Source organism: Luteibacter sp., from assembly GCF_009912395.1.
GTDB lineage: Bacteria > Pseudomonadota > Gammaproteobacteria > Xanthomonadales > Rhodanobacteraceae > Luteibacter.
Window position 1 is genome coordinate 125,076 of record NZ_WNDO01000001.1, and the last position, 18,576, is coordinate 143,651.

27 protein-coding genes are annotated in these 18,576 nt (G+C 65.6%); 1 reads left to right on the forward strand and 26 read right to left on the reverse strand.

The features are described 5' to 3' along the window. Positions 1–9: 9 nt before the first annotated feature. A complete protein-coding gene (locus tag GAK28_RS00600; RefSeq protein WP_291773725.1) occupies positions 10–2,373 on the reverse strand; it encodes a phage tail tape measure protein in 2,364 nt (787 codons plus the stop codon). Between GAK28_RS00600 and GAK28_RS00605 the strand changes: the two genes are divergently transcribed. Then, positions 2,366–2,680: a hypothetical protein gene (locus GAK28_RS00605; protein ID WP_291773727.1), complete on the forward strand. Its 315-nt coding sequence runs from the start codon at positions 2,366–2,368 to the stop codon at positions 2,678–2,680. The genes GAK28_RS00600 and GAK28_RS00605 overlap by 8 nt on opposite strands. A gap of 102 nt (positions 2,681–2,782) precedes the next feature. Here the strand turns inward: GAK28_RS00605 and GAK28_RS00610 are convergent, their stop codons facing one another. The 25 genes from GAK28_RS00610 to GAK28_RS00730 form a co-directional block, all read right to left on the reverse strand. Further along, positions 2,783–3,313, reverse strand: coding sequence for a hypothetical protein (locus tag GAK28_RS00610; protein ID WP_291773729.1), 531 nt, complete (start codon positions 3,311–3,313; stop codon positions 2,783–2,785). A gap of 136 nt (positions 3,314–3,449) precedes the next feature. Continuing rightward, on the reverse strand, positions 3,450–3,842 hold the full coding sequence (locus GAK28_RS00615) for a hypothetical protein (RefSeq protein WP_291773731.1): 393 nt from the start codon (positions 3,840–3,842) through the stop codon (positions 3,450–3,452). Between the two features lie 3 nt (positions 3,843–3,845). Then, a complete protein-coding gene (locus GAK28_RS00620) occupies positions 3,846–4,277 on the reverse strand; it encodes a hypothetical protein (RefSeq protein ID WP_291773733.1) in 432 nt (143 codons plus the stop codon). Positions 4,278–4,340: 63 nt separating this feature from the next. Continuing rightward, on the reverse strand, positions 4,341–5,858 hold the full coding sequence (locus GAK28_RS00625; protein WP_291773735.1) for a hypothetical protein: 1,518 nt from the start codon (positions 5,856–5,858) through the stop codon (positions 4,341–4,343). Between the two features lie 62 nt (positions 5,859–5,920). Beyond that, complete coding sequence (locus tag GAK28_RS00630) at positions 5,921–6,097, reverse strand: hypothetical protein (RefSeq protein ID WP_291773737.1); 177 nt, start codon at positions 6,095–6,097, stop codon at positions 5,921–5,923. Between the two features lie 7 nt (positions 6,098–6,104). Further along, positions 6,105–6,959, reverse strand: coding sequence for a hypothetical protein (locus GAK28_RS00635; protein ID WP_291773739.1), 855 nt, complete (start codon positions 6,957–6,959; stop codon positions 6,105–6,107). Positions 6,960–6,972: 13 nt separating this feature from the next. Further along, positions 6,973–7,620, reverse strand: a complete 648-nt coding sequence (locus GAK28_RS00640; RefSeq protein WP_291773741.1) for a hypothetical protein — start codon at positions 7,618–7,620, stop codon at positions 6,973–6,975. Continuing rightward, a complete protein-coding gene (locus tag GAK28_RS00645; RefSeq protein ID WP_291773743.1) occupies positions 7,620–8,021 on the reverse strand; it encodes a hypothetical protein in 402 nt (133 codons plus the stop codon). The genes GAK28_RS00640 and GAK28_RS00645 overlap by 1 nt, the downstream gene beginning before the upstream one ends. Before the next feature lie 9 nt (positions 8,022–8,030). Continuing rightward, positions 8,031–8,348 carry a hypothetical protein gene (locus GAK28_RS00650; protein WP_291773745.1) on the reverse strand — a complete coding sequence of 106 codons (318 nt, stop codon included), beginning with the start codon at positions 8,346–8,348 and terminating at the stop codon, positions 8,031–8,033. Further along, positions 8,341–8,745, reverse strand: coding sequence for a hypothetical protein (locus GAK28_RS00655; RefSeq protein WP_291773747.1), 405 nt, complete (start codon positions 8,743–8,745; stop codon positions 8,341–8,343). The genes GAK28_RS00650 and GAK28_RS00655 overlap by 8 nt, the downstream gene beginning before the upstream one ends. Next, entirely contained in the window at positions 8,729–8,971 is a 243-nt protein-coding gene (locus GAK28_RS00660) for a hypothetical protein (RefSeq protein WP_291773749.1), read from the reverse strand. The genes GAK28_RS00655 and GAK28_RS00660 overlap by 17 nt, the downstream gene beginning before the upstream one ends. A 57-nt stretch (positions 8,972–9,028) precedes the next feature. Further along, positions 9,029–10,357, reverse strand: coding sequence for a hypothetical protein (locus GAK28_RS00665; RefSeq protein ID WP_291773750.1), 1,329 nt, complete (start codon positions 10,355–10,357; stop codon positions 9,029–9,031). Between the two features lie 72 nt (positions 10,358–10,429). After that, complete coding sequence (locus GAK28_RS00670; protein ID WP_291773752.1) at positions 10,430–11,002, reverse strand: hypothetical protein; 573 nt, start codon at positions 11,000–11,002, stop codon at positions 10,430–10,432. Next, positions 10,999–11,277 carry a hypothetical protein gene (locus GAK28_RS00675; protein WP_291773754.1) on the reverse strand — a complete coding sequence of 93 codons (279 nt, stop codon included), beginning with the start codon at positions 11,275–11,277 and terminating at the stop codon, positions 10,999–11,001. Before GAK28_RS00675 ends, GAK28_RS00670 begins: the two co-directional genes overlap by 4 nt. Before the next feature lie 63 nt (positions 11,278–11,340). Further along, the gene (locus GAK28_RS00680; RefSeq protein WP_291773756.1) at positions 11,341–12,795 is read right to left on the reverse strand and encodes a phage portal protein; all 1,455 of its coding nucleotides are present in this window, start codon (positions 12,793–12,795) and stop codon (positions 11,341–11,343) included. Positions 12,796–12,799: 4 nt separating this feature from the next. After that, on the reverse strand, positions 12,800–14,140 hold the full coding sequence (locus GAK28_RS00685; protein ID WP_291773757.1) for a terminase family protein: 1,341 nt from the start codon (positions 14,138–14,140) through the stop codon (positions 12,800–12,802). After that, a complete protein-coding gene (locus GAK28_RS00690; protein ID WP_291773759.1) occupies positions 14,118–14,627 on the reverse strand; it encodes a hypothetical protein in 510 nt (169 codons plus the stop codon). Before GAK28_RS00690 ends, GAK28_RS00685 begins: the two co-directional genes overlap by 23 nt. 217 nt (positions 14,628–14,844) lie before the next feature. Further along, positions 14,845–15,177 carry a hypothetical protein gene (locus GAK28_RS00695; protein WP_291773761.1) on the reverse strand — a complete coding sequence of 111 codons (333 nt, stop codon included), beginning with the start codon at positions 15,175–15,177 and terminating at the stop codon, positions 14,845–14,847. Positions 15,178–15,210: 33 nt separating this feature from the next. Further along, positions 15,211–15,723 carry a hypothetical protein gene (locus GAK28_RS00700; RefSeq protein WP_291773762.1) on the reverse strand — a complete coding sequence of 171 codons (513 nt, stop codon included), beginning with the start codon at positions 15,721–15,723 and terminating at the stop codon, positions 15,211–15,213. Continuing rightward, positions 15,720–15,947, reverse strand: coding sequence for a hypothetical protein (locus tag GAK28_RS00705; protein ID WP_291773764.1), 228 nt, complete (start codon positions 15,945–15,947; stop codon positions 15,720–15,722). The genes GAK28_RS00700 and GAK28_RS00705 overlap by 4 nt, the downstream gene beginning before the upstream one ends. Beyond that, the gene (locus GAK28_RS00710; RefSeq protein WP_291773766.1) at positions 15,944–16,453 is read right to left on the reverse strand and encodes a hypothetical protein; all 510 of its coding nucleotides are present in this window, start codon (positions 16,451–16,453) and stop codon (positions 15,944–15,946) included. Before GAK28_RS00710 ends, GAK28_RS00705 begins: the two co-directional genes overlap by 4 nt. Beyond that, on the reverse strand, positions 16,450–17,004 hold the full coding sequence (locus tag GAK28_RS00715) for a glycoside hydrolase family 19 protein (protein ID WP_291773768.1): 555 nt from the start codon (positions 17,002–17,004) through the stop codon (positions 16,450–16,452). The genes GAK28_RS00710 and GAK28_RS00715 overlap by 4 nt, the downstream gene beginning before the upstream one ends. A 239-nt stretch (positions 17,005–17,243) precedes the next feature. Then, on the reverse strand, positions 17,244–17,765 hold the full coding sequence (locus tag GAK28_RS00720; protein WP_291773770.1) for a GIY-YIG nuclease family protein: 522 nt from the start codon (positions 17,763–17,765) through the stop codon (positions 17,244–17,246). Next, positions 17,762–18,265: a hypothetical protein gene (locus tag GAK28_RS00725; protein WP_291773772.1), complete on the reverse strand. Its 504-nt coding sequence runs from the start codon at positions 18,263–18,265 to the stop codon at positions 17,762–17,764. Before GAK28_RS00725 ends, GAK28_RS00720 begins: the two co-directional genes overlap by 4 nt. Further along, positions 18,262–18,465 carry a hypothetical protein gene (locus GAK28_RS00730; RefSeq protein ID WP_291773773.1) on the reverse strand — a complete coding sequence of 68 codons (204 nt, stop codon included), beginning with the start codon at positions 18,463–18,465 and terminating at the stop codon, positions 18,262–18,264. Before GAK28_RS00730 ends, GAK28_RS00725 begins: the two co-directional genes overlap by 4 nt. Positions 18,466–18,576 lie beyond the last annotated feature (111 nt).

The window sequence follows — 18,576 nt, forward strand, 5'->3', positions numbered from 1 at the left end:
TCTCTCCCGTCAGCGGGCTTGGTTCATGCCGACAGGCGCCGGCGTTGCGGAGAAGTCGAAGGCGTTGCCGCCGCGCTGTGGGGCGCTGAGCATGTCGCCGAAGTGCGGGGCGAGGTATTTGCCGACCTTCTTTCCGTCGAGGTAGACGTCGCCCGCGCCGCCGCCCTGTGCCGTGGGCTTCTTCGGCGCGACGAACGGCGAGCGGCTCATGTAGTCGGTCTCGGCCTTACGACTCAGCGGGTCGTCACTGAATACCCGACCGATCGACGACCACGGCTTGAATTCCCGCTTGCCCGTGGCCTTGTTGAACGGGTTCCACAGGTCGTAGAGAGTGCCGGATAGCGTGTCGTCCTTCTGGCCCGTCACCTTCGCCGCGAGCGGATTGATGGCGTTGTCGTTGAGCCATCCGCCGGTCTTCCATCCGATGTAGGCGGCCATAAAGACGCCGGCCGCCGAGGCGATGGCGCCAAGCCCAGCTCCAACCCCAGTAAGTAGACCGCCCAGCCCCCCAGCGGCCGTTACTGCCGTTCCGATAAGCGTCAGTGCGCCCCCAACAGCCAGAATCGATCCACCAATTACCGCTAACGCAGCGACCGCCCCGAAGACGATGACCAAGCCCTTCGTGAGGGTTGAGTGGTCATTGATCCACGTCGCGATCTTTTCGATCAGGGGGGTGACAAACTGGAGCCCCTTAACCAGCATTGGAAGCACAACCGCCCCAAGACGTACCGAAGCCGTCTCAAGCTCCTTCTGCGCTCGCAGGTACTGGCCGCGATAGGTTTGGCTCTCCTCATCGACCGACGCATTAATACCAAGCGCCTTCTTCTGCGCTTCGTCGGAGTGGTGGATTGCCGCAAGCTGGCGATCGATCAGACTGAACATCGCGCCGCCAGTGCGGCCAAAGATCATTGTGTTCTCGCGAGCCTTTTCCGCCGTGGTTGCGATACCCATACGGGCATACATCGGGAGGATATTCTTCTCGTAGAACTCCACTGGATCGCTGGCGAACGTCGCCATGTCGCGAAGAGGGTTGCCCTTGAACTGCTTGATGCCGCCCTGCGAGTTCCACTGGATCTTCGACGCGTCCCAGATGCCGTTGTCCGCAAGCAGGTGCGCGACCTGGTTCGGGATGCGCACGCCGCCGACAAGGCGGTTGTAGGATGTCATCCACGCGTTGCCGGCGGTGCTGCCCTTCAACTCACCGATGACCGGCTCGAGCTTCCCGAACAGCGCCTCGTTGTTGAGCCCCTGCGCCGCGACGCCGCCTCGGGCGATGAACTGGCGAAGCTGCTCCCAGTCCACGTTGCCGCCAGAGCTGCGTATTGCCTTCCATCCCTGATCCGCGATCGAGTTGAACGTGGCCGCGTCTTTCAACCCGCCGCGCATCTCGATGAAGCGGAGCATGGCGAGGCTTTGCGTGTGCATGCGCGACTGCGAAGCGCCGTCAAGGCCCTGGGTCGCGTAGGCGATCTTCGCCAGGACTGGAGCCGCGAGCTTGGCGCCCTCCAGCGCCTTGCTCCCGTCGAGGCCCGACTCGCGGAAGACGCCCTGCGCCTCGGTCACGTTGTTCATCGCGTCGATGATCGACGTGCCGATGATGTGCATCCCCTCGGCGAACTTCACGGCTTCTCGATTGACCGCGTCGCTCATGCCGAAGAGGCGGAACCTCGCCTGAGCCTGCTCGTACTCCGATGCCTTGTCGATTGGTCCGCCGAGCATGCCGAACATGGCACGCCCCGTGCCGGCGAGCGCATCGCCACCGATCAGTCCGCCGAAGCCGCCGAAGCCGCCACCAGACCCGGATCCACCGCCGCCCGCACCACCGCCGCCGCCGCGCCATCCGCGCCAACCCGCCCAGCCAGCGGCGGCCATGCCTGGCATGCCCATGCCCCCGCCAACGCCGCCGCCAGACATGCCGCCACCGGACCCACTACCCGTCAGGAGCAACGGACCATTGGCCGCCGGACCACCCAGAGCCAGGGCGCCCCCCGTGCCGGTGAGCAGGCGCTGTCCGGGACCACCTAGCAGCATGGGGGCCGAGCCGCCGCGGGCACCCGCGAAAGCAGCGATCGCCATCATCCCGCCACCGCCAGCACCGCCGAAACCGCTCCCGCCACCGCCGTAGACGGACATGCCTCCCGAGGCACGGGAGGCGCGCTCGGCAGACGAGGCGTAGCCATCGGCGGCGCGATGGGCGCGATCGAAACCGCTGGCGGCCGAATCGGCCCATGTCGAGCTGAAGCCGCGCCGCGTGGCCTCGTTGATCTTGATGATCGTGTCGAGGAGGCCCTTGGCCGACTTCTGCGCCTTGTCGAACTGCGCAGCCAGCTTCAAGATGCCGCCGCCGGTGGCATCGACGACGCCGATGCGCACGCCGATCTTGTATGCTTCGAACATGCCAATACCTTTACGAATCAGGCTTCAAGACTGGCTGGCTGACCGTTTCTCGTTCATCCAGTACGCGGTGCCAAGGGTCCAGCCTGCAAAGCCGGGGTTGGATTGGCTGAAGGTGCGCCGGCAACTGGGGGACCTCGCCATCGGCGCCGCTGCCCTACTCGTCGCAATCCACGTGGTGGCAAGAGCACTGGCGCCGCGCGCCGGTGGGCCGCCGGTCGCCCTACTGCTGTTCGGCGCCGTCCTGGCTGCGATACCTGGCACCGTTATCGTGCTGCTCCTGTGACGGAGGAAGCGTCACGCCGACGCAAGCGCACCGCGTGGCAGATCGCGTTCCTGACGCTGATCGCTGCCATCGCCTACCTCGAGATCGTTAAGGAAGCGCCGGTTAATCCGACGACAGCGGAACAAACATCAGGTCACCACCGATAAGGCCAGCCATGGCGGCTTCGGCGAGGATGCGGAGCACCTTTGCCTCATTTCGAATGGCGGCCGGCGCGAACACTGCGCGTGGAGGCATGCGTGGCGTGCCCATTTCGAACCACACTCTGCGCTCGTCGTTGGTCCCGACGACCGCCTTCAGTCCTACCGCGCTTTTCGTAATCGTGTCGCGGAAACCTCCAGAGGCAAGAAGGGGCGCGTCAAGCGGATAGCCCGCGCGCTCCTTCTGCTTCTCGGTCGACGGCGCGAGCTGCTCCCATGCAGGAATCAGCCCGACGCCACCGCGGTCCGAGGCAATCGCGTCTTGGTACTTGCCGATCTCGTCGCGCGCATCCGCCAGAACGACGTCCGCCGCGTCCTGCACGCCCCGGTGAAGGGCGACAGGCGCGGCGGCAGCGATGCGCACAAGGTGATCGGCGAAGTCGCCGAAGCTTTCGAAGGACCTCATTTCGGCTCCTTGAAGCTCATGGTGGACCAATCGAACTCGTTGCCCTCCATCTCGCTGAAGGAGATGGCGAACGCGGCGCGAGTCACATCATTGAGGGCGAAGGCCACGTCGAACGGAATGCCATTTTTTACCAGCCAGAGGCATTCGCGTATCGCCGGGGCCGTCGCTAGTTTTTTACCGCTTCCTTATCGGCTTCCGTGTCCTGCTCGCCGAAGTTTGCCTGGACAGCCGCCGCAACGGCCATGATGCCACCCTCGTCCAGACGCTGGATCAGCGCCTCCAGCTCGCGCTTGGTGCTGATCGAGACGGCGTCCCCGTCGATGCTGCCGACGAACGTGAGCGGCAGAACCATGCCCATGTACGTCTGGTTCGAGGCAGAGGCGCCGAGCATCTCGACCAAGCGAAACTGGGCGAGCACGCCAGGCTTACGGAGCACGATGCGACGACCCTTCGCGTCGGTGGTGGCGACCTCCGCCGAAGCTTGGCGGATCAACTGCTCGCTCGCCGTCGGCTGAGGCACGTCGCCGGCCTCGGTGATGGTAACGGTGGGTTCGGTCATGGGTTAGGCAACCTTGAGTTTTTGGGAAGCGAAGAACCCGATCGTCTGGGTGACCTTCTGATCGCCAGTGTACTTTCCAGCCTCCTCAAACGAGAAGACGACGTCGGTGTATCGGTACTGCGAGATCGAACCGTTCGCTTCCTGAATCGTCTCCGTGATCGAACCCGTGAGCGTGTTGAGGCCAGCGTAGTAGCCAGCCTCCTGCTGTGCGAAGAAGTCGTCGACGACACTGCTGAAACGGTCGAGCTGAAGGCTTCCATCCCATCCTTGCGGCGTGTTCGCGCCACGGGTCTTGTCCAGATGGGTGCTACGTATCTTGTTGTAGATCGGCTTCGCTTCAAAGCTCGTGACGGAGACTGGCAGGTTCAGCGTGCCCGTGGGCGTGACAAAGACGACAGAAATGTCCTTGCCGATGCTGAAATTGTTTGCGGGCATGGTTCTCTCCAAACGAGAAAGGGCGCCCTAGGCGCCCGGAGATGGATGAATTGCGTCGCCCGCTTAGGTCGGCGCGTTGGCTCGCGTGACGACCGTCTGGCCGCCCTGCATGTTCACGAGGAACTTCTCCGCGACACTCTGGTAGCGGACGGCGGTGTCATCGCGGAGGTTGCCCGCCGCGACCTGTGCCGGCGGGTTGTTGTTCTGATCGCACTGGTTGCTGAAGGTGTCGATCTGCTTGGCGTCCTGCATCGCCTGGAAGGTGGCGTCGAGGGTGGCCTTGACCTCGGCACGAAGCGGATCGTTCGCAGCCGTGGTCTGGAGGCGGCCGACGAACTTACCCATGGCGGCGCCGATCGTGCTGGCAATGTAGTTCGTCATCCGCGTGTAGTTGTCGCCCTGCGTGGCGGGGTTCGAACTGCCGTTGTGGCCGACGCGCATGCCGAAGTAGTTGCCGCCCGGCACCGGGTTGGTGATGACGTCCCAGCCTGCCGAGATGAGCGTTTGCAGCTCCGCCACCGAATAGGTGAGGTTCTGGCTGGTCTTCTGGGTGCCGACGATGCCGTACAGCGCCTTGTTGAGCGAGCTGTGCTGCGGCGCCAGGTTCGCGAGACGACCGGCGCAGAACGCCTGGGGCGATACCAGGCGCGTGACGCCATTCACCGGATCGGCCCAGTAGCAGTAGTCACCGAAGATCGGCTTGAACGCGTAGCTGTCGACGCCGACGGCCGCGCGCGTGGTCACGGCATTGGCGATGGTGTCGCCGGCCGGTCCGGTGCAGATCATGTAGGTGCCCTCGGACAGCCCGTAGGCGACCTGCGTCGTCCACGTGGTCAGATCGTCCACGTCGGCCAGCATGGCGACCGAGGCGCCCGCGCCGCGCAGGGCGTACATGCCCTTCCGGGGCGACGTGTCCACACCCACCAGCACGGCGGCGTTGATGGTCGTGGCGCCATCGGTGCCACCGGTCAGCGCGTTCGTGGACGCCGAGGGCGCCGTCGTGCCAGCGCCGGCCGTGGCCACGATCATGTTCGACGGGCCGCGCAAGCCGTACTGGCCGTTGTTGATCGCCGCGGCGAGGTTCGACCAGAAGGCGGCACCCGTGCCGGTGATGTTGTCGAACACCTCGGCCACCTGGCCGGGCATCGAGACGATCGCTTTCCAGCTGTTCGCCGCGCTACCGGTGGCGATCTGCACGCTCGCGCTGTTGCCCAAGGTGCCGGTGTACTTGCTGGTGAAGGTGATGTTGGTCGAAAGCGCGACGCTGGCGGCAGTGTCGGTGCCGTCGGTGACGCGCACGCCGACGATGTTGTTCGCGCCCTGCTGGACGGCGATCGCAACCGCGGTGCCGAGGTCGTACTTGCGGTTCTGCAACGCGCCGAACTGGCGCGCGAAGTCCGCCATGTTGCCGAACACGGTGGGGGCATTGACCGGTCCCCACGTCGCGGTGCCGACGATGCCGAGCACGTTGGTCGGCACGCCATTGAGCTGCGAGGTCTGGGGCGGCACGATCTGGACGTACAGGTCGGGCACGATGAGCGCGGTCGTGTTGATCGCACCCTGCTGGACGATCTGGGTCATGGGTATCTCCGGGCGAAAAAAAACCCGCTTTCGCGGGTCTGTCGGGGCTCAGTGCGAGGGGATCAGCCCTGATCGCCGGAGCTGTTACTGCCGCGGCTCTGGGCCGTGGCGTCAGGGGCGTTGATCGGGAGGACGTTGGCCGAGTTGGGCGAGGCGAGAATCTCCTCGACCTTCTCGGTGATGCGGTCGCCCTTGGCGTAATCGCCGAAGGCCTCACGAACGATCAGGTGCTTCGCCATGGTGTCCTCACTGGAAGATGGTCTTGATGCCTGCCGGCGACGTCGCTCCGGCGACGGCGACAGCGATGTTTTCCTGCGCCACGACCACCTGGGTCGCGTTGCTGGTCTGGGTCACCGCGTATTCGGCGGTATAGATGATGTCGCGGCGGTAGAGGTTCGACTTCTGGGTGGCGTCGATCTCGTGGCTTGTCTGGTACACCAGCCGCGCCGAGGTGAGATCGGGCAGGTCCACGCGTTCGGCCGCCGCGAGGATCGGGTCGATCAACCGCGCGATGGCGCTACGCCGGTCGGGTGTGTCGGCCCAAATCGTCACCTGCACCGGCCGCTTTCGGCGCTGCACCTCTCGCTGCATGGTGCCGATGCCGCCGGCACGCGCCGCGACGATTTTCGCGCCGGCAGGGAGCGTCAGCACGGGTCCGCTGCTCGTCGCACCGGGAATGATCGCTGCCAGCGCCGTTGCGATGCTGGTCAGCGTGTCGCTGGCCTGCACGGCGTAGGTGAAGGCCTGCGTCGAAAGGACGATGGCCACCACCTGGTTGATGGCGGCCACGCCTCCCAGCGTCACGTTCTGCCCCGCGACCGACAGTGTCACTGTCGCCGCTTGCTGGCTCAGCGGGGTCCAGGCGTTTGAGTACGCTGGCACCAGGGTCTCCCCTGTCAGGGGGAAGACCGTGATATGGACACGGCCGCCCTGCCCGTTCGAGAACCCGGCAAGGTCCTTGTCGAGCTGGGATGCCTGGGGCCAACCCGGGTAGATGACCACGGGGTCGCCAGTGGCCGATGGCTGCGCCGTGCCGTTCGGATAGATCGCCTGCGCGAGCAGGCCGACGACGGCGTTCAGCGCGTCGGTGAGGTCTGCCATGGTCGTTCCTGCGTCAGGTGCCCGCCTCGGCCGCGGTAAGCCGCCAGCCCAGGTCCGTTTGTTCGGCGCTGGCCAGCACGTAGCGTCGGCCGTTCTCGTCGATGGCGACGTCGTCGGCCCGAAGCTGCGCGTTGCCTGGAAGCGCCGGCAGGAGGATGGCCCACCACGGCGTCTTGACGTCGCCCGGCAGGCCCACCTCGTTGCGCTCACCCTTCGTGCCCTGGAGCACCGAGGCGGGGAATCCGGTGGCGATCAACTGCTGGTTTTCCGCCGTGTTGCCGCCGTAGGCACCGATTCCGACCGTGGGCTGCTGCTGCGGCCGGTAGAACGACAGCATGCGGTTGCAGTCCACCGCCAGTATCGGGAGCAGCGGCTGCATGCCTGCGATGAAGTACGTGGAGGCCGCGTTGACCAGATAGTCGCCCGGGGACAGCACCCGGCCGTCGGCCAGGCAATACCAGAGCGGCTTGCCGTAGGCGTTCGGCTTCCCGTATTTCATGTCCTGGGCGTTGAAGCTCGCCACCACCGTACCGATCAGCGCCGCCGGCACGATCGCGCCTGACGTACTGGTCGTCCGGTACTGCTGGAACGGCAGGCCGATGCGCTTCGCCGCCTGCGCGTAGCCCGCGTAGACCTTGCCTTGGAGCTTTACGCCGTCCATCAGACCACCAGATCGATCGTGCCGTCGCCCGATGAGCCCGACATACTCGGTCCAGCGGGCACGCCGAGAAAGCCGCATAGCTGGCGTCGCCACATGTTGTAGAGCCGCATGCGGTCGCGCACTTCGGTGCGGTTGTGGGTCCAGACGGCCGCCTGGTCGGTGTCGAGGTTGTCGCTTGCCGAGGTGACGGCCTGCTCCAGTTGGTAAAGGTTGTTCGTGCCGGTGAGGTACGTCGTGCGCAGCGTGGTCTCTTCCGCCGCCGACAGGTTCGACATGCGGTATTCGAGCGTGCCGTAGGCCTGGAAGAAGCGGTACGACTGGAAGCTGGAAGGCGTGCCGCCGAACATCGGGTAGCCGCAGAAGCGGCGGATGTCGACCCTCTCCTGATCGGTCAAGGCCATGGCTACACCTCAGTCGTAGGAAACGGCAAGCACCTGACCCGAGCCCGGGATGACCGTCAGGCCGGCGAAGCAAGGCATGTCGATCAGGTACGAGCCGACGGTGTTGGGGATGACGGCAAGCTGGTTGGCGGCGGCAGAACCGGCCACCGTGGGGCTGTCGTAGGCGCCCCCGGCGGTCGTGCCAGCCGTCAGCACGATGACTCGCTGGATCCGCGCCTTCGGCCCGGTGCTGTAGAGCCCGGGGCTATTGCCGCCATTGAGCACGGTCGCCGCACTGATATTCAGCGCGGAATTTTTGCCCTGCGAGACGTAAACGCCGTCACTCATTGGGGTAACCCTCGATGCTGGCACCGCGGTCGAAAAGCATCGCGATGTCCTCGGCATTGGTGATGGCCCGGCCAGCGGGGAAGTGCCGCAGCACCCCGTTCACGGCGAAGCCGAAGGATTCGGTCAGGCAGATGGTCGACGGCAGCGCGTGGGCAGTCTTTTCGCCACCCTGGGCCGTGACCGGTGCCGCCTTGGCAGGCGCGACCAGTTCGTGTACCACGCCGGCCAAATCCTTGACCGCAGTCGCCAACTCGCGCTTGGCCGTTTCCAGCTCCGCGCGCTCGCCGGCCAAGGCCTTCTTCGCTTCATCGACGGCCGCGCGATCGCGCTGAACCGCGGCGCGGTCGCGATCGAGATTGGCCGCTGCGGCGAGCTGCCGGTTAGACGACGGGGGCATTGGCGGCAACCAGAGCAGAGGCGAGTTCGGGCGTCACGACGAACGGCACATTGGCCGTGAACTGCATCAGCGCGCCACGAAATCGCAGGGTGAAATGTCGGGTCGGCGTGCGGACGTTGCCGGCGCCGTACTTGGTCGATACCTGGCTTGCGGTCAGGTTCTGGATCTGCCCGTTGCCCACCGCGTGCGGCGAGGTGTCGGGGATATACGGGGTGCCAAGGGGCATACGGTCCTCCCAGAAGACGTGCGAGGCCCGCGCAGGGCCCCGCACGCAAGCACCGGCTTAGCCGGCGTGCTCGATCACCACGGCGCGCTTGTAGTAGCTCGCGCTCGCCGTCGGAACGATCGTGCTGTTAACGGTCTGGTCCGTGGGCGCGGTGAAACCACCGATCCAGTACCAGGACTGGGCGATGATCTGCTGGAGGCGATCCAGCGGCTCACGGGTGACGTGCACGATGTCATCCACGACGTCGATCTGGGCGTTGTTGCCGGCGATGTCCTGCGCGGCCATGCCCTCGAAGTCGCCTTCGATGAGCGAGCCCTCGCCGCAGATGATCGCCCGGCGGACGCGCACGCCGTTGAGGTTCTGAACGTAGGCCTCGGTCGTCGGGATCAGGCGGACATCCACCAGCTCGACGATGCGGCCCATGCGGAACTCCTTGCTCATGCCCGTCGCGCCCTGGTACAGCAGCTTGAAGTCGGGATCCGCGAAGAGCTGACGCGCGCTGACCGGATCCACGTACATGTTGTACATGCCGCCGATCGTCGGAACGCCGTTGGAACGCAGGTAGGCCACGGCGTCGAGCATCGCGCCCATGGTGAGCAGGTCCGTGCCCACGATCTTGGACGTGTTGCCGCGGCCGTTCGGACGCAGGATGAACGGGGCGACGCCGCTGCCGAGGTTGTAGGCGGTCACGTCGTTGCCAGCGGTGCCGTCCGCCACCGAGACGGCGGCCGAGAAGGTCAGCGTGCCGCTGACGCCGTTGGGCGCGGTGGAGACGTTGCTGCCGTCCGCCGCGGCGCCGACCAGGGTGTAGACGTTGCCACCCACGGTCACGGCCATGGTGTTCGTGCCGTTGACCGGGATCATCATGCCGTTCACGAACACGAACTGGAAGCCGCGGATGTCGTCGACCTGCACGGCGGTGCCCGCCGAGCCGAGGGTCACGCGCACACGGCTGTTACCACCCATGTAGGCGTTGTAGATCGTGTTGCGCGCCAGGCGGTCCAGCGACTGGGCCGACTGCACGCCGTTGACCTTGGCGTTCTGGAGGAACTGCTCGACGATGCCGACGCGGTTGGTGACCGTGTTCAGGTCGATGGTGTCGCCGTACTGGTTGATCGAGAGCGTGTACTGCTCGATGGTCCAGGTGCCCGGCGTCAGGCCGTTGTCGAGGTTGGTGTTGGTCGACGGGTTCAGCGGCGTGGTGACCGGCGCCTTGAGGCCCGGGCGGGTCTTGGTGATCGTCTCGCCGATCTTGTTGGGGAACGTCTCGCGGCGGGCGATCTCGCGGAAGCCGAGGACGGACTGAATGCCGTCCTGGAATTCACGCTCGAGATAGCCCTGCTGGATCATCGGCTGGAGAGCAGCCGGGAAGTTCTGGATACCCATGCGGGGTAGCTCCTATCGGGGTTGGGAATGGCTTCTCCCCTGGGCGCCTGGCCCCGATGGGTATCTGAACGGTCAGCGTCGGCGAACGGCTTCGCGCCGCGCTGCCGCGTACTCTTCCGGCGTCATTTCGGACGCCTTCTTGCCCGACGGCGGCGTGTTGGCCGGCGGGGTGGACGTGCTGCTGCTGCCGGCCGCGCCGAAGAGGTACGGCTTGGCGGTCTTCAGTTCTTCGATGAGCGCATCGGCGCCCTCGACCTCGCCCTGGTCGTTGAGCTTCACCTTGCTGAGATCGACCAGCTTCAGGCCGTCGAGGTCAACGATGCCGGCCTTGATGGCAATGGCCTTGAGTTCGGCTCGGATGATCCGCTGGTCTGCCGCGCTGGATGCCTCGGCGATGCGGGCATTGGCAGCTTCCTCGGCTTCCTGGGCGCGCTTCTCGGCGGCTTCGCGGGCGTCCTGCTGTTCCTTCGCCTTCAGCCGGTAACCGCTGCTCTCGGCGCGAAGCTCCTGCACGTACTCGCGGGAGAAGCTTTCCTTGTCGCGTGCCGGCGGCTGCTGGACGGGCGGACCGCCCGCGCCACCACCACCTTCGCCACCGCCCTCACCTTCCATCAGGCGACGGCGCTTGCGTCCGAAGCGAATCATGCGGCACCGCCTTCGGCGTCGATCGACGCCTGAACGCTCTGGGCATACTCACCTGCCGCGCCATCACGGACCATCTGGTCGTGCTGGCTCAGGTTGATGTGAATGCCGACGCTCAGCAGCTCGTTGGCCTTGATGGGCGAGACACCATGGGCGCTGAAGCCGATGGACCCGTCCACGTTGGCAATCAGGACGATGCAGCCCGGTACGCCGATCTGATCGCAGATCGCCTTGGGGGCCGTGTTGAGGGTGAGGGGTAGTGCGCTTTCGTCAGGCATCGGGCCTTCTCCGTGTGGGCACCGGCTCGCGCCGGCGCAGTGGCGAGGGATCAACCCTCGCGGTTAAGCGTTGCTGGTGATCTTGGTCTGCTCGGTCGGCAGCTCAGCAATCAGCTGTTTGCGTTCGGCGTCGATCAGGGCCATCTCGGCCTGGACGTCGGTGATGTCGTAGTCGCTGGCGATGATGCGCACCGCGGTCTCCCGGCTCAGCGAACCCACCTTGATAAGCGTGGCGAGGGCCGTGGCCAGCGTCTGCCGGTCGTCTGCCGTGGGCGGGAACCATGCGGGCCACGAAAGCGTGACCGGCTCGTTGTCCGCCAGCTTGCCGAACTCCTGCCCGTTGATCGTCAGCGGGAACTTGGCGCTGCCGCGCACGATCATCCGGTAGATGTCGAGCAGTGCGCCCTCGCCGTAACTGGCCCGCAGCTTGTCCGCCAGCCAGATCAGCGCCTGGTGCATCAGCTCAAGGGCTCGACCCGACTGGGCCGCGCTCAGCTTGTCCGCGTTGCTGCGGTTGCCGTGCATCCGCTCGAGCGCGAACTCGCGAAGCCTGCCCACGTATTCCAGAACCGCTTCCGACGCTGTGCCGTTGATCTCCAGCATCTTCGCGTCGCCCTTCTCGCCTACCACGATGGCGTTGGCGGCCGAGCGGACCATCGGCTGACCATCGTCGGTGGCCGCCGTCTCCTTGATGAGCAGCGTGGGGTCGGCGCTGTACTTCAGACCTCGGCCAGCCTGCGAAAGCAGGTAATCGGCCTCGACGGTCGTGTTGATGGGCTCGACGCCGAAGGTGGGCTCACCGTCGATGTCATCGCCGCCGGGCAAGTTCTTCACCCAGACGATGGGAACGAAGCCCAGGCCGTGATTATTCGAGCGGGCCTCGTCCACTGTACGCGCCGCAGCCTTGTCGGCGACCTTGCGCGGCACGAACCAGGTTTCCGCGATGGCAGTCCACTCGCGCTCGAACCAGTATTGCGTGGCGTCGTCCTTGACGTCGTACCCGGCCGCCACAAGCGTCTTGCCGTCCACCTTTCGGCGTTCACCAACCCGATCCAGCGTATCCGGCGCTTCCGCGCTCCAGACCGGCGTGAGGTAGGTCGTCGCCATCACCTGAAGGAACACGCGCTTCGAGAGGAAGCGCACGGCGATGGCCACGCTACCGACCGAGCCGCGTGTGGCGGCGTCGATCATCGCGAGGTTCAGCTTGGCGTCCTTGGTGACAGCGTCGAGCGCCGCCTTCGTGTCCTCGTTCTTGCACTCCACGGACGGGAAATGCCCCTCGCTGAAGAGCAGCGAGATGCTGTCATCCACCACGGTGCGGATCAGGCCCGTGCGAACGCTCGGCCTGCGCTCCCGCACCGGGATGTATTCACCCGCACCGTTCTTCTCCTCGTGGAACTGGTACGTCAGTACGTCGTAGATCGAGCCGTCCAGCACGCGCGACCACACCTCAAGGCGCCACGCACGCAGCGGCAGGTCGTTATCCCGGGGAACCAGGTTGGCGAGCGTGTCGAACATGCGGTTATCGGCCCATGTGTGGCAGGTGGATCGACCGGGCGGTAACCGGCTTGATGATCGGGAACATGCGGTGGATGAAGTAGCCGCCCGCATCGTTCGTGTGGTCGTTCCCCGACTTCTTGTCGGGCTCGCCTTTCTCGTCCCATATCTGCTGCTCGAGGTGGTCCGCGTAGGTCGGGCACCGGAGGGTGTTGACCTTGTAGCGGCGCTCGCCGGCAGCGTTGCAGAACATGGCGTTCATCGCGTTGATGCGGTCCTTCACCGGAGGGTTGGCCTCGGGCGCGGACACGCGGAAGCCCGCGTCACGCAGCAGTTTGATGTCGGTCTCCGACGCGTTTACCGAGCGGCGGGAGCCGCCCGACGCATCGGGGTAAATGGTGATCTCGCGCGTCTTCAGGTACTGGCCGGCGCTCTCGTCGTATCGCCAGAACCTCTCCTTGATCCGGCGGATCATGTCCGGCGTGTCGTAGCCGCCCGTGATCTCGTCGACGGCCAAGGGGAGGCCCGCGCGGGTCACATGGACGATGCCGGCCATCTTGCTGACGTTGAAGTCCATGCCGATATGCGCCGCCTCGCCCTCCTCGATGGAGTCGAGCGTGTGGTTCAGCACGCGGTCGAACTGGTGGTAGATCGTGCCCGCCAGCAGGTTGACGAACTCGCCGCGCAGGTAGGCCTTGATCAGCTGCTCGGGGTAGCTCGCCATGAGCGAACTGATGTAGTCGTCCGGGAGGTTCGCCTCGTTGTCGTAGGTGCTGGCCTGGACCATGCCGTAGAGCGGCGCCAGCTTAGGGTCGTCTCGGACGGCCTTCACCCACTGCTGGTGAACGAACTTGAATCCCTCCGGCGTAGTGGTGACATCGATGCCGTTGAGCAGGCCATCGGCCACCTGGCGCAAGCGAGCGATGATCTTGCGCCACGACGTTTGCGCCTTAACCAGCGTCAACACGTCCAGCTCATCGACCAGTGCGCGGCCGATCTTGAAACCCACGATGGTCTCCGGCTTCTCCATCGACCGGCAAATCACCGTGCCGCGGTACTGCCGGCCGGCGTATACGTGGACTTCCTTGTTCGCCTCGCGCGCGATGGTGCGCAGGCCCCAGTCGAAGGCCACCTCGTCCATGGTCGGGAAGAAAATATCCCGGATCATCGGGTACGTGGGCGCGAAGTACCCGGCGTTGATCCCAGGGAACTCCCAGAAGTGCGCACAGAGACCAGCGCATCCAACCCATGTCTTGCCGGAACCGAATCCGGCCACGAAGGCTCGGAATTTATGCGGGAGCGAGAGGAATCGAGCCTGCGGCACGTTCAGGCTAGGGTTGACCTCAATCGCCTCCGCGCCTGGCATCACGCACCTCGATCGATACCTTCACCGGCGTAGGCGGCGCCTCGTCACCAGCCACGTCAGGCCTGTCGCGCCACTTCTCCGGCTGCCGATTCTTGAGCCAGAAGATCATTGCGGTGACGTCCGGCGGGTAATGCTCCTGCGTTGGCGCCCGGATCACCCCTTCCTTGAACTGGAAAACCTTCTCGCTGTCGTGGGTGTAGCCCATCGCCCTGCGGAACAGCGACTGCTCGACCTGGGCGTCGATCTCTTCCTTCCCACGCTTTAGGGCATCCGAAAAGGCTTGGTGCTGGACCTTCCACAGGTACAGTGTCGAGAGGGTCACTTTGAAGAAGTCGGCGAGCTGGGCATCGGTCGCACCCATGCGGGTGAGCTTCGCGCCCTGCTCTACGAACTCCTCCTTGTACTTCGTGGGGCGACCGGTCTTCTTCACCGGGTTACGCGGCTTGGCGGTCTTCTTCGCCTTTGTGGTCTTGCGGGGAGCGCCCATGTGGTCAGTAGGTCGGCATCAGGCCGCCTCTCCATGTAGAGACGCCATCAGGGCGCCGCCTATTTCACCGTGACCCGAATGCCCCGGCCGATGTGTCGGCTGATCGCATGCACATCGGGCACACGGCCCGTGAGGTTTGCCCACCCCCGACGGAACCGGAGGTAGGGATCGACCCACCATGCAACCGAAACGCTGAGGCGTGCGGTCAACCGGGCCATCAGAGCTTCGCCTTGGCTTCCGCCACCTTGCTCTTCACCCAGTTGACCAGGGCGATGGGGCTGTGGAGCAGGCTTTCGACCTCGTCCTCGATGGTGGTGAGGATCGCGCGGGCCTCGTCCGTGAGGCTTTCGGGCTCGGGCTCGACGGTCGGCTCGGTGGCATCCGTCTGGGCATGGTCGACCGCTTCCTGCACCAGGGCATCGGCGGCCGCCTTGTCTTCGGGGGTCTGCGCCGAGGCGGCGAGATCCAGCGCGGCGGCATGCTCATCGCTGAGCGGCGCGGCCGCCGCGGTTTCGTTGTCGGCCGGGGCCTGGGTGGTTTCGTCGTTCATAGGGGTATCCCGTGATTGCTGGCGCAGGCGCCGTTAGGCGGTGGGCTGGGCCGGGGGCGCGGCGATCGGCGCGGCGGCAACCGGTGCCGGCGCGGACGGCTTGCTGGACTGGAACGTGCCCGCAGCCTTGAACGTGGCGACCAGGCTGCTCGCGATACCGGAGAGGGCCGGCCACACCTCGCTGAACGCGACGCTGGCGTTCTGCTCCTTGGCGTAGGCGCTGGCGAGGGCGTCCTCGACGGCCTTCAGCTTCGCGGCACCCGGGGTGCCTGCGGGGAGTGCGGCCTCGATGCCCTGCACCAGCGCGGTCAGGAGCGGAATGAGATTGGCGACCACCTGGAACTTCGCCAGGGCGCCGGAGACACCGGACAGCAGGGACATGGGTACTTCCTCGGGAGTGGCGGCCTCGGCCGCGGTGGATAAAGCGGGTTCGGGCTTCGCCCGCGGACGGGTGATGACCTCCGGCTGCGGGTCACCGCGCGAGATCCACCACCACAGCGCGCCCGCGGCGATGGCCAGGATGGCGATGACGATCCAGACGATCATGTGTCGGTCCTCCGCGCCGCGCGCGCCGGGTTGTTCGGGAACAGGTTGGCGACGATGGTCGTCAGGTTCGTGATCAGGGCGCCCACGATCAGGCTGACCATCTCGCGGTTCTCCGCCGGCACGGCGGCGTTAACCAGCAGCGCGAGGGCGACCGCGACCATGGTCACGATCAGGATGGCGACGCCACCCTTCAGGGCGCGCACGCTACGGCCGGCGAGATTCATGCGGATACCAGTTGGGCGGGCTCGTCACCGGTGCGCATCATGCGCGCCAGCTCGAGCATGCGGCGGCGGTCGTCGTCGTTACGGGCCTTCTCCGGCCACTTCGTGAGCATCAGCTCGTCGGCGGCGTCGTCCCACCGGCTGTTGTGAATCGCCGTCCACAACGGCTTGCACTCCAGAAGCGCGGTGATGCGGATGGCGAGGGCCACGTGGGCCAGCACAGAGAGGCGGACCGCGTCGAGCTGCGGGTAGATCGCCGCCCGTGACCGCAGTGCGGACACGAAGCGAGAAAGGTTCCTCTCGGCCATCTTCAGTAGCTCCTCGCGGCTGACCAGGCGAGCAGCACCGATTCGGGCGAAGTCAGCGAGGTCGCGGTCGCCCACGTCGAGCGGGGCGTTGGAGAAAGGTTCGTGGATCGCGATATGCCGACACGCGATCTCGATCGCGCGCGCGGAGGTCTCGTCAACCCGGGCGGAGGCTTCGGCGGCATCGTCATCGGCTTCGATCACTGGAGCCCCAGCGCGGCGCGCGCCACGGTGCGGCGGCGCTGCCGGTCATCCCAGCCGTTCGGCAGGCCGTTGGCGTTCTTGCCGTTGATGCGGATCGACTCGGTCAGGAAGTCGCCCTTGTCGGCGTAGGTATTCAGGCCCTTCAGGCTCCAGAACCAGCCGGCGGCGATCGCGGCGTAGTCGTCGCGCTCCAGCAGCTGGGAGTTCTTCACGAAGTCGACGCCCACGGCCTTAGAAAGCGCGGCGTAGTTGGCGCGGCCGGTGACCATGATCAGGCCGCGACCCATGAAGCGCATGCCGTCCCCGGGCTGCGTGTTGCCTAGGTCGGCACGACCCTCGTAGCGAGCCTGCGCCGGCACCTGAGTCGGGTTCCAGATCTCACGCGTGCGGGCAAAGCCCATCGACTCGTGGCCCACCTGGGCGATGAAGTCGGCCTGCCGCGCCGGGGTGTTGATGGCGAACTCGTCCATCGCAGCCGTCAGCGGAAGCGCCCACTGCTGTGCGCGCGGCAGCGAGATGCCCGCTGCGCGGCTTAGGGTGTTGGCGTCCATGAGGCTCCGAGAATAGGGTTGGCCGATCCCGCCAGGGGAAACGGGATCGGCCGGTTTGCGCCCTAGGGGTGAGCGCAAAGGGGGAAAGGGCTGCATGCTGGTGCACCGGCATGCAGCGGCCCGATGCTTTCGCAGAGCGGGAGACGCTGGCGGTCAAAACGAAAAAGCCCGACGCATGGCCGGGCTTTTTTTGCAGGGAACCCCGCATAGTGAAACTATGCGTCGACGTGTCCGGAAAGTCAACACCTCGCGAAGAGCCGTTTACGCTTCGCGGTGATCGTGACCCCCTGCGCGGGAGCTGGCGTCGTGTAGCAAGAACCGATGGGGTCCCCATCGGCATCCAATATCGACACCTTCTCTGCTCCGTCAAGCAACTGCTCGCGAAAGCTGATTCGCCCATCGCCATAGGGCTGCGGCGTATGCCTCGCATGCCTTGGAGGATGCGACATCTGGTGTGCGGCAATATCGTACACGTCCGCCTCTAAGCCATGAATCTCCGCTTCCGTTGCGACGCGCCCCCAGGGATCGAACCACTCCCCGCGAAGCCGTGCGTGCGCGTAGGCTTCGTGCATCATCGCCTCGCGTTGCGACGCGGTCAGCTTGTCGCCCACATCGCAGGAATAAACCTGGGTCACCGGGTAGGGGCAACCCGTCTGGATCTCGCTGAGGCGCTGCCGGACGCTCCCTGCTCGTCCGAGCTTCACGAGCGTGCGGTCCGGCGCCGCCACGAAGATCGCGTAGATGAAATACTCAAGGCTCATGCGGCTCGCTTCGAATACATGGCGCGCTCAGCGCGTTCTACCGCTGCTTCCATCGACATCCAGAGCCAGCCCTGAGCGATGCTGTAAAGCGACCGGAAGTCATCGTGCATATTCTCGGCGATGTCGCTGAGGTCGAGAACCGCCGCGGGATCGACGATCCATTCATATGCCTGCATCGCCACCGGCATCAGACGACCGGCGTGCTTCCTGCCCATGGGCCCGGTGCCCGCCGCCAGCTTCTCGGCCAACCATTCGACCACTGCGGCGCCATTGTATTGCTGCTGCGTCGCGAGGCTGTAGGCGATGTCAGGCCCCTTGTCCCGAGGATTACGTCGCGCCATGGCCAGTGCCAACACGAGGGCGTTCTCGGTCGCCATCCCGCGTGCCGCGTACGGCGTGCCCCCGCCAACCCTGCCCGGCTCGCGCCACGCGGTGGTTCCGGCGAGCTGCCCAAGCCGTTCGAGGAATCCGGCCCGGTCTTTCTGTGCTGCGTTATTCATGATTCCCCCTTCTGGGTCAGCGAGCGGTTCTTGTTCTTTCGATTTCGGTGGCTGATCTCGCGCACGATCATGTCTTTCCGGCTCTGGGCTTCCTTGAGCCTGGCGCGCGCGATTTCGAGGAGGGCGGGAAGGCCGTCGGTTGGGATGCCCTCGAATCCCGTTCTCGCCTTTGCGCGAGCTTTGCCTGCATGCGCAGCCACGGGCGGCATTCCTCTTGCTGATCCGGGGTCAGGGCGTCGATCATCGGTCCCCACTTTCTCCAGTCGCTCTCCTGCTGGATGATCCGTAGGGCGTAGCCCAGATGCTGGTAA

Bases quoted from the DNA above. Each gene is read 5' to 3' on its own strand.
- GAK28_RS00705 (WP_291773764.1), bottom strand. From the start codon at position 15,947: ATGAATCTCGCCGGCCGTAGCGTGCGCGCCCTGAAGGGTGGCGTCGCC.
- GAK28_RS00715 (WP_291773768.1), bottom strand. From the start codon at position 17,004: ATGGACGCCAACACCCTAAGCCGCGCAGCGGGCATCTCGCTGCCGCGC.
- GAK28_RS00665 (WP_291773750.1), bottom strand. From the start codon at position 10,357: ATGGGTATCCAGAACTTCCCGGCTGCTCTCCAGCCGATGATCCAGCAG.
- GAK28_RS00640 (WP_291773741.1), bottom strand. From the start codon at position 7,620: ATGGACGGCGTAAAGCTCCAAGGCAAGGTCTACGCGGGCTACGCGCAG.
- GAK28_RS00625 (WP_291773735.1), bottom strand. From the start codon at position 5,858: ATGACCCAGATCGTCCAGCAGGGTGCGATCAACACGACCGCGCTCATC.
- GAK28_RS00630 (WP_291773737.1), bottom strand. From the start codon at position 6,097: ATGGCGAAGCACCTGATCGTTCGTGAGGCCTTCGGCGATTACGCCAAG.
- GAK28_RS00685 (WP_291773757.1), bottom strand. From the start codon at position 14,140: ATGCCAGGCGCGGAGGCGATTGAGGTCAACCCTAGCCTGAACGTGCCG.
- GAK28_RS00670 (WP_291773752.1), bottom strand. From the start codon at position 11,002: ATGATTCGCTTCGGACGCAAGCGCCGTCGCCTGATGGAAGGTGAGGGC.
- GAK28_RS00660 (WP_291773749.1), bottom strand. From the start codon at position 8,971: ATGCCCCTTGGCACCCCGTATATCCCCGACACCTCGCCGCACGCGGTG.
- GAK28_RS00655 (WP_291773747.1), bottom strand. From the start codon at position 8,745: ATGCCCCCGTCGTCTAACCGGCAGCTCGCCGCAGCGGCCAATCTCGAT.
- GAK28_RS00615 (WP_291773731.1), bottom strand. From the start codon at position 3,842: ATGACCGAACCCACCGTTACCATCACCGAGGCCGGCGACGTGCCTCAG.
- GAK28_RS00605 (WP_291773727.1), top strand. From the start codon at position 2,366: ATGCGCACGCCGATCTTGTATGCTTCGAACATGCCAATACCTTTACGA.
- GAK28_RS00635 (WP_291773739.1), bottom strand. From the start codon at position 6,959: ATGGCAGACCTCACCGACGCGCTGAACGCCGTCGTCGGCCTGCTCGCG.
- GAK28_RS00700 (WP_291773762.1), bottom strand. From the start codon at position 15,723: ATGATCGTCTGGATCGTCATCGCCATCCTGGCCATCGCCGCGGGCGCG.
- GAK28_RS00675 (WP_291773754.1), bottom strand. From the start codon at position 11,277: ATGCCTGACGAAAGCGCACTACCCCTCACCCTCAACACGGCCCCCAAG.
- GAK28_RS00645 (WP_291773743.1), bottom strand. From the start codon at position 8,021: ATGGCCTTGACCGATCAGGAGAGGGTCGACATCCGCCGCTTCTGCGGC.
- GAK28_RS00690 (WP_291773759.1), bottom strand. From the start codon at position 14,627: ATGGGCGCTCCCCGCAAGACCACAAAGGCGAAGAAGACCGCCAAGCCG.
- GAK28_RS00720 (WP_291773770.1), bottom strand. From the start codon at position 17,765: ATGAGCCTTGAGTATTTCATCTACGCGATCTTCGTGGCGGCGCCGGAC.
- GAK28_RS00680 (WP_291773756.1), bottom strand. From the start codon at position 12,795: ATGTTCGACACGCTCGCCAACCTGGTTCCCCGGGATAACGACCTGCCG.
- GAK28_RS00620 (WP_291773733.1), bottom strand. From the start codon at position 4,277: ATGCCCGCAAACAATTTCAGCATCGGCAAGGACATTTCTGTCGTCTTT.
- GAK28_RS00695 (WP_291773761.1), bottom strand. From the start codon at position 15,177: ATGAACGACGAAACCACCCAGGCCCCGGCCGACAACGAAACCGCGGCG.
- GAK28_RS00650 (WP_291773745.1), bottom strand. From the start codon at position 8,348: ATGAGTGACGGCGTTTACGTCTCGCAGGGCAAAAATTCCGCGCTGAAT.
- GAK28_RS00725 (WP_291773772.1), bottom strand. From the start codon at position 18,265: ATGAATAACGCAGCACAGAAAGACCGGGCCGGATTCCTCGAACGGCTT.